At 72.1% G+C, this 12,524-nt stretch carries 6 protein-coding genes; all 6 read right to left on the bottom strand.

Annotation, left to right across the window (positions count from 1 at the left end):
* Positions 1 to 50: 50 nt before the first annotated feature.
* On the bottom strand, positions 51 to 1,628 hold the full coding sequence (locus tag ABZ371_RS19955) for a 4-hydroxyphenylacetate 3-hydroxylase N-terminal domain-containing protein (protein ID WP_358681234.1): 1,578 nt from the start codon (positions 1,626 to 1,628) through the stop codon (positions 51 to 53).
* A gap of 4 nt (positions 1,629 to 1,632) precedes the next feature.
* Positions 1,633 to 2,229 carry a flavin reductase family protein gene (locus ABZ371_RS19950; RefSeq protein WP_358681231.1) on the bottom strand — a complete coding sequence of 199 codons (597 nt, stop codon included), beginning with the start codon at positions 2,227 to 2,229 and terminating at the stop codon, positions 1,633 to 1,635.
* Entirely contained in the window at positions 2,216 to 4,228 is a 2,013-nt protein-coding gene (locus ABZ371_RS19945) for an anthranilate synthase family protein (RefSeq protein ID WP_358681228.1), read from the bottom strand. Before ABZ371_RS19945 ends, ABZ371_RS19950 begins: the two co-directional genes overlap by 14 nt.
* Positions 4,225 to 5,442 (bottom strand): 3-deoxy-7-phosphoheptulonate synthase, encoded by a 1,218-nt coding sequence (locus tag ABZ371_RS19940; RefSeq protein ID WP_358681225.1) that lies wholly within the window; start codon positions 5,440 to 5,442, stop codon positions 4,225 to 4,227. Before ABZ371_RS19940 ends, ABZ371_RS19945 begins: the two co-directional genes overlap by 4 nt.
* Positions 5,443 to 5,524: 82 nt before the next feature.
* Positions 5,525 to 10,132, bottom strand: coding sequence for an amino acid adenylation domain-containing protein (locus ABZ371_RS19935; protein ID WP_358681222.1), 4,608 nt, complete (start codon positions 10,130 to 10,132; stop codon positions 5,525 to 5,527).
* Between the two features lie 102 nt (positions 10,133 to 10,234).
* Positions 10,235 to 12,094, bottom strand: coding sequence for a non-ribosomal peptide synthetase (locus tag ABZ371_RS19930; protein WP_358681219.1), 1,860 nt, complete (start codon positions 12,092 to 12,094; stop codon positions 10,235 to 10,237).
* Between the last annotated feature and the right edge of the window lie 430 nt (positions 12,095 to 12,524).

Here is a 12,524-nt window from a genome sequence, read left to right as displayed (position 1 = left end):
GGCCGGCCGGACACCGGCCGGCCGCCCCCGGACGCGGTCCGCCACGGCACTCATGCCTGGTCGGGCCCGATCAGATCCGGAGCGGTCCAGCCGTCGAGGTCGTACTCCGCCATGCACTCCTCGGCGAAGCCCCGGTAGCCGTCGACCAGACCGGAGGCCGTCTGCGCCATCAGGAGCTCGATGCGCACGTTCTCGTGGTTGCCCGAGTAGTTGCGCTCGTACAGCTCGTGACGCCCCGCGAACTCCGTGCCCACCGAATCCCAGATCAGTTTCATCAGTTTGACCCGCTCCACCGAGTCGTAGCCGTTGGAGCCCCGCATGTACCGGTCGAGATGCGGTCGCAGCTCGGGATTCTGGAAATCCTTGGCGTGCGAGTTCAGGTAGATGAGGCCGCTGCTGAGATCCTGCATGATGATCTCGCGTACACGCGGATATCCGATGGTCATGAACCAGCGGTAAGCCATGCCGTAATCCAGGTTCGGCAGCAGTCCGCCGTCGTGCCACGCATTCGGATTGTGTGCCATCGCGTCGCTGAGGCCCCAGAACATGTTTCGCCAGGCGAGCACCTCGCCGACCCGGGTCTGGATTCCCCGGAAATCCTTAGTCCCCGTCACGTCCAGGCCCTTGAGGAGCAGACCGGCCAGGAAATCCAGTTTCACCGCGAGCCGGGTGACACCGTGGAACGTGAGCCGGTGCGTGAATCCGGAGGTGTTCAGGAAGGTGCCGGCTTTCGCCGTGTCCCCGTAGATGAAGACGTTCTCCCAGGGGATCTTCACCTTGTCCAGGATGAAGACGGTGTCGTTCTCGTCCAGCCGGCTCGACAGCGGATAGTCGAACGGGCTGCCCATGCGGCTGGCGGCCAGCTCGTAGGACTGACGGCAGATCAGCTTCACCCCCGGAGCCGCCATCGGCAGCGTGGCCACCAGGGCGAACTCCTTCTTCTTCACCGGCAGGCCGTAGTGCGCGACGAAGTTGAAGTGGGTCAGGGCCGACCCCGTGGCCACCACCTTCGCACCGCTGACCACGAGGCCGTCGTCGCACTCCTTCTCCACGTGCACGAACACGTCGTCGACCTCGTCCGGCGGCCGGTGGCGGTCCACGGGCGGGTTGATCACCGCGTGGTTCCAGAACAGCACCCGCTCCTGCGCCTCGGCGTACCAGCGCCGGGCGTTTTCCGCGAAGTCCCCGTAGTAGTCGGGGTTCGCGCCCAGCGTCACCAGGAAGCTCGCCTTGTAGTCGGGGCTCCGGCCCATCCAGCCGTAGGTGAGCCGGGCCCACCGGGCGATCGCGTCCCGGTCCCCGACCATGTCCTCCACGCTGCGCGGCACCCGGTAGAACTTGTGCGTGTAACCGTCGCTGCCGGTGTCGGTGGGCGTGGTCAGCGTGTCGTGGTGCTCGGGGTCGTGCAGGGCGTCGTACAGGCGTGCCGTCATCCGCGCCGTGTTGCGGAACGCCGGATGCTTCGTGACGTCGTCGACCCGCTCCCCGTACGCCCAGATCTCGCGGCCGTCCCTGATGCTCTCCAGGTACTCGTCACCCGTCAGCGGCCGGGTCACGCGGCGCGGTGCCGCGTCCGTCCGGTCGCCGGAGTCCGCCGTGGTGCCGGTCACATCGTCCCTCTCCGTCATGTCGTCAGTCCCTCGTCTCGTCCGTCTCGTGGCGTGCGTGGAAGTGCTCCACCGGGTCCATGCCGTCCAGGCACAGCGACCAGGCGGCGCCGGACTCGTCCGGCGCCAGTTCCGGGAAGGCGCCGCGGTGGAACAGCAGGGGCCGCCCCGGCCGGCTCTCGAACTCCTCGACGCTGCCGATGTGCAGCGTGTGGTCGCCCCCGTCGTGCACCTGCCAGGGGCGGCAGACGAGGTGGGCCACCGTGCCCGCCAGCCGCGGATGGGGCCCGCTCTCGTCCACCCAGGGCACCGGGCCGGGCATGGGGCGGCCGGCGAAGTGCATGGCGAGGTCGCGCTGCGTCTCGTCGAGGATGTTGACGACGTATCCGCCCTCCTCCAGCAGCAGCGCCGCCGCACGGCTGCGGCGGTCCAGGGCCACCAGGGCCAGGGGCGGGTCCAGCGAGACCGAGGTGAAGGCGTTGACCGTCGTGCCGTGGACGAGGTCGCCCCGCCGGCAGGTGATGACGGTGACCCCGGTGGCGAACTGGCCCATGCAGCTGCGCAGTGCGCGCGGGTCGATCGGGCGGGGCGCGGTGCGTACCGCGCCGTCAGGCGTGTTCATGAGTCCCCCTGCTCTCGTGGAGGGCCGTCCGGTCCGTCCCGGCCGGTGCCCGCGCACCGGCCAGCAGATCGGCCAGGATGCCCGGGCCGTCCTCGGTCAGGAACGACTCCGCGTGGAACTGGATGGTGGACAGGGCGGGCCCGCGCAGGGCGATGACCTCGTCGCCGAGGCGCTGCACCTGGACGGCCGAGCCGGACGGGAGCGGGCCCGCCCGGACGTCGTCCGCGCGCACCCAGTCCTCGTCCGCGCGCGCCGTGTAGCTGTTGTAGAAGCCGGCCAGGCGCGTCCTGCCCCACAGCGGGACGCGCAGCCGCCTGCCCTGCGCGGGATCGGGCAGCCGGGTGACGGGCAGTCCGAGAAGGGTGCACACGACCTGGTGCCCGAGGCAGACGGCGGCGAGGGGCAGGGCGCCCGCCAGCCGCTCGGCGGCCACCGCGCGCAGCGCGAGCACCCGGGCGTTCGCCAGGTCGCGCGGATCCCCGGGACCCGGACCGAGCAGGACGACCCCCGGGGCGCCGGAGGCACCGCCGGCCTCGACGGTCTCCTCCGCGCGGTGCCACGGCACCAGGCGTACCGGGCACCCGAGCGACCGCAGTTGGTAGGCGAGCATGGAGGTGAAGCCGTCCTCGGCGTCGACGATCGTGACCTCGGTGTCCGCGGCGTCCGTCACGCCCGCCGGACCGGCGCCCTCCAGCCAGAAGGCCGCCAGCCCGTCGTTGCGCGCGGCGAGCGCTCCGCGCACCGCCGGGGCGCCGGCCAGACCGGCGGCCGGGGCCGGGACGGGAGCCTGCGGAACGCGCCGGCCGGACAGCGCGTCGAGCAGGCCGGACAGCTTGGCGGTGGTCTCGGCCGTCTCGTGGGCGGGCACCGATTCCCGCACCACCGTGGACCCCGCCGTCAGCCGGACCGTGCCGTCCGTACCGAGGTCCGCCGTGCGCAGCATGATGGCGGCGTCCAGCCGGCGCTGCCCGCCCTCGTGGCCCAGCAGCGCGATGACCCCGCTGTAGTAGCCACGTCCCTGCGGCTCGTACCGCTCGATCACCCGGCAGGCGTTCTCCACCGGGCTGCCCGTCACGGTCGGCGCCGGCATGGTGGTGCGCAGGATCTCGCTGAGCGGGCGCTCCGAGCGCCCCGAGAGGTAGTACTCGGTGTGCGCGAGCCGGGACATCGACTTGAGGGACGGACCGCTGACCCGCACGTCCCGGCCGCACAGGGACGTCATCATCTTGAGCTCCTCGTCCACCACCATCCAGAGCTCGTCGGTCTCCTTCGGGTCCCGCAGGAAACGCAGCAGCCCGGGCAGGTCCGCACCCGTGCGCGGGTACCGGTAGGTGCCGCTGATGGGGTTCATCTCCACCCGGTCACCGCGGACGCGCACCTGCTGCTCCGGGGTGCCGCCGATCAGGTACCGGTCCCCGGTGAACACCAGGAACGTCCAGTACGCGCCGGTCTCGGCCGTCAGCAGCCCGCGGAACACCGCGAGCGCGGCGTCCCGGTCGAAGTCGGGGATCCTGCCGTGCAGGCTGCGGGCCAGCACGAAGTTGGAGCCCTCACCGCGGTGGATCTCACGGTGGACGATGCCGTCCACCGCCGCCGCGTACGCGTCGTCGCCGACGTCGAAACGGGGCTCCTCCACCCGCGGCGCCCGGTCCGGCAGGCGCTCGAGCATCCGGTCCAGCGGTACGTGCCGCCGTTCCCGCACCTCCATGGCGAGCAGGGGCTCGCGGTCGTCGGGGTGGGCGAAGCCGCGTTCGCGGATCTGCCGGTAGGGGGCCAGCACCAGGGTGTCCGCCCCCTCCGTCCGCCCGCCCGCCGCGGCGGGCCGGTCCAGGCCCAGGGCGCCGAGGCCGTCCGCGCGGCGGACCGGTCCGCTCAGGACCTCCACGGGCGCCGCGTGGTCGTCCCCGGGCCGGTGCAGGACCGCGAACGGCTCTCCGGGCGGTGGCAGCAGCGCGTGCGGGGCCCAGGCCCGCACGGCGGATCCGGGGGGCGCGCTCATGCCACCGCTCCCACGGGCAGACGCCAGTGCGCGGCGGCGGCCACGGCCTGGACCAGGCTGAGCCGGGGGTCGCACAGGCTCCGGTAGCCGGGGCCCGGCACCGGGGACCGGCCCGCTCCGTCGCATTCGGTGATGTCGTCGGGGGACGCCTCCAGATGGAGCCCGGCGCACCGCCCGGAGTTCTCCGACACCACGTCGATGCACTGCCGGATCTCCGACATGATCGCGTCGAGCTTGCGGGTCTTGAGCCCCTCGGGCGTCCTGACGGTGTTCCCGTGCATGGGGTCGCACATCCACAGCACGGGGTGCCCGGCCTGCTTCACGGCCCGCACGAGCGGTGCCACCCGGGCGACCTGGCCCGCGCCGAACCGGGCGATGAGGGTGAGCCTGCCGGGTGTGCGGTGCGGATCGAGCACCGCGCACACGGCCAGCACCTCGTCCGGCGTCGCCTCCGGGCCGATCTTGCAGGCCACCGGGTTGTCCAGTTCGGCCATCAGCCGCACGTGCGCGTTGTCCGCCTGGCGGGTGCGCTCACCGATCCACGGCCAGTGCGTGGAGGCCAGGTAGCTGCCACCCTCGCCGTTCCGGCGGACCTGGGGGAGTTCGTAGTCCAGCAGGAGCGCCTCGTGGCTGGTCCACACCCGGTCCTGCGGCGGGGCGCCCTCACCGCGCCCGAGCCGGTCGATGGCGGTGACGGCGCAGCGGGCGGCCCGCATGCCCGCGAGGACGCGGGAGGGGTCGGGGGTGCGGGCCGCCCGGTCCGGGCCCGGCGCGTTGACGGCCGGTCCCCGGTACACCGGGAGCCGCTCCTCGTGCACGGTCTCCCAGTCCTGGGAACGGGGTTTCGAGAACTGGCCGGCTATCCGTCCGACGCGCAGGACGGGCAGCCCGGAACTCGTGCACATGATGTCCCCGAGCACATCCAGCATCTCCACCTTGCGGGCGATGTGGCGCGGCTCGCACTCGGTGGTCAGCTCCACGCAGTCACCGGCCTGGAGCAGGCAGAACTCGCCTTCGGCGGCGCGGGCGAGCAGCCCGCCGAGGGACTTGACGCTGTCGTACGAGACCAGGGGCGGTTCGCCGGCCAGGCGGGCGTGCAGCTGGGGGAGGAGGGAGCTGTCGGGCCACCGGGGCTGTTGACGGGCGGGCAGTCCGGCCACCATCGAGGCGATCAGCGGGTCGTGTTCGGCGCTCGGCAAGGGGTTGGGGGACATGCTGTCGGCCCTTCGCTCTGAGGCGTCCCGTGGGGTGGGCGCCTGCGGATGTCTGGAACGGACGAGCCGCTGGACGGCTGTCCTACGCGGTCTGCCGCGCACGGTGCGGACCGGTCAGCTGCCCGGTCGAGCCGAAGTAGCGGATCATGCGGGTCAGGGACCGGCGGTCGATGTCGGGATAGCGCAGACCCAGACGTTCGAGCAGCCGGGACGTCTTCTCGTTGCCGTAGGTGTTCTCGCCGAGTTCCAGCGCGCCTTCCCGGAACAGTGGGACGGCCGCCGCCAGGGCGTTGCCGCCGGGAAGGCGGGCCGATTCCTCCAGGCGCGTCAGCCACTCGTCGGCCGGCACCGTCTCCAGCGCGTAGCCGCACTCGCGGACGGCGGCGTGCACCGGGGTGAAGTCGGAGCCGCGGGGGTGGAAGAGGTGGAACGTCGCGTCCTCGGCGGAGGGATCGCGGGAGAGGGCGACGACGGCCCGGCTGACGAAGTCCACCGGCAGCAGGTCCGTCCGCAGTTCCCCGGCGGGTGGGGCCGAACCGAGCTCGATGAAGCTCTTGATCTGGCGCCACAGGAAGTCGTCGGCCTGGCAGGCGCCGCTGACGCTGTCCCCGGAGATCCGGCCGATGCGGTAGACGGTCACCGGTATGCCGCGTGCGCGCGCGAGCCGCGCGATCCCCTCGGCCACCCACTTGCTCCGGGTGTAGCCGATGCCCAGTCCCTCGCTCGTCCGGGGCACCGCCTCCTCGGTGATCGGCCCGGCTTCCTGGCCGGGCGGGAACACCGCGATGGTCGACATGTAGTGCACCGGCTTGAGCGGCCCCGTGGCGGCGAACTCCAGCACGGACCGCATGCCGTCGACGTTGGTCGGCTTCACCGAGGCGTACGGCAGGACGAAGTTGATGTGTGCCGCCGCGTGGTAGACCACCTGTACGGAGCCGGCCAACGCCGCGTGGTCCGCGTCGGACAGCCCCATGCGCGCGCGGGCGAGGTCTCCGGGCACCGCGCGCACCCGCTCCCAGGCGATGTCGTCCGCGATGCCGTACGTGGCCGCCGTGGCGCGCAGCCGCTCCAGGGCGGACTGCGGATCCGCCGCGCGCACCAGGCAGCTGACGGTACTTCCGGGGGCGGCTGCCAGGTCCCGCAGGAGGTAGCTGCCGAGGAAACCGGTCGCGCCCGTCAGCAGGACCCCGGTCGCCCGGGCCACCGGGACCGTCTCGCGGTCACCAGCCCGCACCGGGTCCGGCAGGGTCACGTCGCCGCGCAGGTCGGCCGAGGGGCTCGTGAACGCCGAGGTGTCGCCCGCACGCCGCTCCTCGATCCGCGCGGCCATGCCGGCGACGGTGGGATTGTCGAACAGCGTCCGCAGCGGTATGTCGATGTCGAACAGCCGCCGCAGGCGGTAGACCAGCTCGGTGGCGATGATGCTGTTGCCGCCCAGCGTGAAGAAGTCCTCGTCCCGCCCCATGGACCCGGTGCCCAGCACGTCCGACCACTCGTCGGCGATCTCGCGCTCGATTCCGCTCCTCGGCGCTTCCACCGCCCCGGCGCGGTCCTCCGAGTGCCGGTCGCGCAGCTCGTCGGCCAGCCTGCCGGCCAGCCCGGCGCGGTCGATCTTGCCGCTGGGGGTGGTGGGGAGCCGGTCCAGGCGGACGATGTGCGCGGGCAGCATGTAGCCCGGCAGCCGTGCGGCCAGAGCGGCCCGCAGCCGCCCGTCGTCGTCGGCGCCGTCCCCGGTGACCGCGGCGACCAGCCGCCGGTCGCCCGGCCCGAACCCGACCGCCGCGACCGCCGAGCTCCTCACCCCGTCGAGGGCGTCGAGGGCGGCCTCGACCTCGGTGGGTTCGATGCGGTAGCCGCGGATCTTGATCTGGTCGTCCGCGCGGCCCAGGTACTCCAGGTCGCCGCGGCCGTTCCACCGGACGAGGTCGCCCGTGCGGTACAGGAGGCCGCCGGCTCGGTCGTACGGATCGGCGACGAACCGCCGCGCGGTCTCCTCGGGCCTCGCGTGGTAGCCGGGCGAGATGTGCGGGCCGCCGATGTACAGCTCACCGGTGACCCCGGCGGGCAGGAGCTCGCGGTCGGGGCCGAGGACGAGGAGCCTCATGCCCTCGATCGGGCGGCCGATGGGCGGGGCCTCGGGCCATTCGAAGGGGTCGCCGGAGAGCTCGTGCCAGGTGGCCAGGTGGGTCTCGGACGGGCCGTACATGTTCAGCAGCCGGGCCCGGGGGTGCCGGGCGAAGAACTCCCGGATCTGCGGGGACACGACCAGGGCCTCGCCCACGGAGGTGACCTCGCGCAGTCCCTCGCACCGCAGGCCCTCCGCGACCGCGACCGCGGCGAACCGCTGGAGCGCGATGTAGGGCAGGTACAGGCGCGTGACGTCCTGGTCGGCGACGAACGAGGCCAGCCGGTGCAGGTCCTTCTGCAACTCGTCGGGTATCAGGGCGAGCGTCCCGCCGACGCACAGCGTCCCCAGGATCTCCATCACGGAGACGTCGAAGGAGAGCGTCATGTACTGCAGGGTGGTGCCCTCGGCCCCGCAGGGGGATATCCCGTGCTGGGCGCGCACGAGATTGCCCACCGTGCGGTCCCGGATGACCACGCCCTTCGGGGCGCCGGTCGACCCGGAGGTGTGGACGACGTAGATCTCGTCGTCGGGCGTCCTGTTCCGCCCGGGGCTCGAGGAAGGGGCCGCGGCCATCCGGTCCGCTTGCCGGTCGATCTCGAAGAGCCGTGTGCCGGAGGGGAGTTCCGCGCCGACGGTGCTGTCGGTGAGTACGAGGAGGACGCCCGCGTCGTCGAGTATGTACGCCACCCGCTCCGGCGGGTAGGACGGGTCCACCGGGACGTAGGCGGCGCCGGACTTCAGGACGCCGAGCAGGCCGACGACCATGTCGATCGAGCGGGGCAGGCTGATGCCCACCCGGCGGCCCGCCTCCGCCCCCTCCTCACGCAGCACGTGGGCGAGCCGGTCGGCCCGCTCGTCCAGCTCCCGGTACGTCCACGAGCGGCCGCCGTCCGTCACCGCGACGGCGTCCGGCGTGGCCGACGCCTGCCGCTCGAACAGCTCGTCCACCGGCACGGGGAGCGCGCGCGTGTCGACCAGGTCGTTGCGGGCCGGCAGCTCCCGCTCCTCGTCGGCGGACAGCAGGCCGAGATCGCGGACGAGGGCGTCCGGTCCGGCCGCCGCGAAGCGGCCCAGCAGCCGGTTCAGACGCTCGCCCATCGTCCTGGCCGTGTCCTCGTCGAAGAGGTGCGCGTCGTACTCGAGCGTGCCGTGCAGCCCGTCCTCCTCGCGTGCGAACACCACGGAGAGGTCGTACTTCGCGCCGTGCGCCATACCGCGCCGGACGTGCAACGGGGTGCCGTCGGGGGCGTACGCCGCGGAACCGGAGTCGGCCAGCACGATCATCGTCTGGACCACGGGGGTGTGACCGCTGCTCCGCTCCGGCTTCAGGCGCTCGACGACCTTGTCGAACGGGGCCCACTTCAGCCGCAGGGCGCCGGCGACCTCCTCCCGCGCCTGCCGCAGGACCTCGCGCACGCTCATCGAGCCGGAGACGTCCTGGCGCAGGACGACCATGTTGACGAAGTAGCCGATGAGATCGCGCGTACCGGGGTCGTCGCGCAGCGAGACCGGGGAACCCACGAGCACGCGTTCCTGACGGGCCATCTTGCCGAGGAACACGCCGTACACCGCGAGCAGGGCCATGAACAGCGTCACGCCCTCGCGTTCCGCGAGCCGCTCCAGCTGCCCGGTCACCTCGGCGGGGACACGCAGCGGGACGGTCGCTCCGCGGTGCTCCTGGGCCGCGGGCCTGGGGCGGTCCGCCGGCAGGTCGAGTACGGGCAGCTCCCCGGCCAGCCGTTCGGCCCACTCGTCGAGCAGTTCCGCGGTCCTCTCCGGCGTCAGGTGCTCGCGGTGCCAGTGCGCGAAGTCCGCGTAGTCCGGACGGCCGGGCACCGCCTCCACGGGCAGACCGCGTCCGATCCGGTCGTAGGCGTCGAGGAGCTCCCGCAGGAAGACACCGGCGGAGGCGGCGTCCGAGGCGATGTGGTGGATGTTGCAGACGATCGCGCTCTCCTCGCCCGGCCCGAGCGCGCAGGTCACGGAGGTCACCGGCCCGTGCTCCAGGTCCAGGCGCGTGTTCGCCACCCGCTGGGCGATGGCGTCCAGTTCCTTCTCGCCGTCGTAGTGCTCGACGCCGTAGTGGAAGGCCGTGTCGTCGTCCGAGACGACCTGGAGGAGCCGGGCGTCGCGCAGCGCGTAGGTGGTGCGCAGTATCTCCTGCCTGCGCAGCACCCCGGCGACGGAGCGGCGGAGCCGCTCCCCGTCCAGCCGGAACGGCAGCCGGACCAGGAACGGCCCGTTGTACGCCTGCGGTGTGGGGAGGTACTGGTCGATGAGCCAGATGCCGCGCTGGCCGTAACCGGCCTCCGTGGCGTTGCCGGTCCGCGGCGCGGAGCCGGCTTCCACCTCGCGCCAGCGGTCGGCGGGGCGCCCCCGTACGGTGCGCTCGGCCACCGCTGCCGCGGTGCCCTCGCGGCGGAGTTCGGCGGCGGGCAGGTCGACGGCGAGCACCGCCCCCAGTACCGCGCTCAGTTCGTCCAGCAGCCGGGGGTCGTCGCAGCACTCGGAGAACGGCTGGTCCGGTCCGAGACCGGGCGCCTGGAGCGTTCTCCGCGCCACATCCAGTATTGCCGAGGTAAGGGGATCGTTCACGGGTCCGTCGCCCTCCGGAGGAATAGCGCGACCGGACAGCACGTGTGCCGGTCGCTGTCGGGAACTCCGTCAGCCGTTGGAAGTCGAGGTGCTCCGCGCCTGATCACGGCTTTCCTCGATGAAACGCGCCAGTTGCTCCACCGTGCCGTGCCGGAAAACGGACTCGGTGGTGACCTCGGTCCCGAATATCTTCTGCAGGCGGGAGGCCAGTTGCACGAAATGGAGGGAATTACCGCCATGGCCGAGGAAGGAATCGGTGGTCGAGAAGTCCTCCATTCCGGAGATCTCGATCCAGGACTGCAGGACGACTGCTTCGAGGGGGTTCTGCATGACTGTTCGGCCTTTCTCTTCGGTGGACTTCCGCTTCGGGGCGCCGGACGGCGCGGGAAGGGTGAGCGCGGTGCGGTCGATCTTCCCGTTCACGTTCGTCGGCATCTTCCCGAGATGGTGGAAGGAGGAGGGGACCATGTAGGAGGGCACCTGTACGGAGAGCCGGCGGACCAGGTCCGACGGGTCGGCGGGCCTGCCGTCGCCGGTGGTGTAGAAGGCGGCGAGGCTCTTCTCGCGGGTGTCGTCCTCGAACACCTTGACCGCCGCGTCCGCGATCCCGTCGAGGGAGCGCAGGGCCAGGGTCACGGCGCTGGTCTCCACCCGGAAACCGCGGATCTTCACCATGCTGTCGGACCGCCCGACCAGCACGATGTCACCGTCCGCGTTCCGCCGGGCCAGGTCGCCCGTGCGGTACAGCAGTCCGCCGCCGGGTGCCGGGGTGAACTTCTCGGCGGTCAGCTCCGGCTGGCCGGCGTAGCCCTGGGCCACGCCGGTCCCGCCCACGCACAGCTCCCCCACCTCGTCGGTGGCGCAGGGACGCATGGCCGGGCCGTACACCTCGAGCGTGACGCTGGGCAGCGGTCTGCCGATCGGTACGACGCCCGCGCCGTCCGGCACGTCAGCCGGCGTCAGTGGGTGCAGCGCGGTGATCGAGGAGTTCTCCGTGCAGCCGTAGCCGTTGTAGAGGGTGGCGTCCGTGTGCGCCAGGGCTCTGCGCAGGTGGGCGGGGGAGGGGAAGTCGCCGCTGAGCAGCACGATCCGGACGTTCCTCAGCGTCTGCGGCTCCTGGTCGACCAGCGCGTTGAACAGGCCGCACGGAAGACTGAGCACGGTGGCGCCCCGTTCCTCCACGGCCGCGCGCAGCGCGGGGAGCGACGGCAGCCCGGGTGGCATCGGCAGCAGCGTGGCACCGTGCAGCAGGGCGAGCCATATCTCGATGGTCGACGCGGCGAAGGAGAAGGCGGCCGACTGGGTCAGGCCGTCCTGCGGGGTGATGTCGAGGGGGCCGCTGTGCGGGCCCAGCCGCGCCAGTCCCCGGTGGGCGATCCGGACGCCCTTGGGCTTCCCCGTGGACCCGGAGGTGTACATGAGGAACGCCGTGTCCTCCGGCTCGATGCCGGCGGCGGCGTCGCCGTCGTCCAGGCCCTCGCTGTGCAGCGCCAGGTCGGGCAGGGTGAGCGCGCCGTCACGGGCGCCGGCGGGCAGGCCGTCCGGGCTGTCGCAGACCACCACTGCCGTGCCGGCCTCGCGCAGGATGCGGCCGACGAACTCCGTGGGATGCCCGGGGTCGAGCGGCACCACGCACGCGCCGGCCTTGAGGGCCGCGAGTACGACGGCGTAGAGGTCCGGGGACCGGTGCATGTGCACACCGACACGGTCGCCCTTCGCCACTCCCCGGCCGACGAGATGACGGGCCATGCGGTTGGCCCGCCGGTTGAGCTGGTCGTAGGTGACGCGTTGTGCGTCCTGTGCCAGGGCTACGGCCTCGCGGTTGCCACGGACCACTTCCTCGAACAGCGAGGTGAGGACGAGAGGGGGGCCCGGCGGCAGGACCGGTGGTAAACCCGGAGGTGAGTCGGAGGAGCTGTTTTCCATCATCGCTGATCTCCTCGGCGTGCTGTCCGTGGGAAATGGCTTCAGCGATCTCACTGGTGCGTGCTGCGAGAATCGCGAGCCGGGGCAGTGAATAATTCAGCGGTCACGGGAAGAATGGTTTCCGTCTGGAAACCGATGCTAATCACAGTTCGGTATCGAAGTCAAACAAGCCCGCTGCGGGTCGAGTTGGCCCGACAATTGCGCCGCCCATACACCCCGACCGGAACGGAATCGAGGCAGGACGGCCTGTCCCGACTTTGTGCGCGCCGTGGCCGTAACCGGCCCATGCACTCCGGTACCCCGCGTTCGGAGGGTCACGCCCCCGATGGTGTCCTTCTGGCAACCATTTTTTTTCGGGCCCGCCACCGACCGCCCGCCACCGACCGCCCGCCGGCGCCGCGTCGCGGTCCACCGGCGGCTGCGCGGCCGCGCG

It is taken from the genome of Streptomyces sp. NPDC005899 (assembly GCF_040629645.1).
Lineage (GTDB): Bacteria > Actinomycetota > Actinomycetes > Streptomycetales > Streptomycetaceae > Streptomyces.
Note: the sequence above shows the minus strand (reverse complement) of the source record. Positions and strands in the feature narration are given on the sequence as shown.

Bases quoted from the DNA above. Each gene is read 5' to 3' on its own strand.
- ABZ371_RS19955 (WP_358681234.1), bottom strand. From the start codon at position 1,628: ATGACGGAGAGGGACGATGTGACCGGCACCACGGCGGACTCCGGCGAC.
- ABZ371_RS19950 (WP_358681231.1), bottom strand. From the start codon at position 2,229: ATGAACACGCCTGACGGCGCGGTACGCACCGCGCCCCGCCCGATCGAC.
- ABZ371_RS19945 (WP_358681228.1), bottom strand. From the start codon at position 4,228: ATGAGCGCGCCCCCCGGATCCGCCGTGCGGGCCTGGGCCCCGCACGCG.
- ABZ371_RS19940 (WP_358681225.1), bottom strand. From the start codon at position 5,442: ATGTCCCCCAACCCCTTGCCGAGCGCCGAACACGACCCGCTGATCGCC.
- ABZ371_RS19930 (WP_358681219.1), bottom strand. From the start codon at position 12,094: ATGATGGAAAACAGCTCCTCCGACTCACCTCCGGGTTTACCACCGGTC.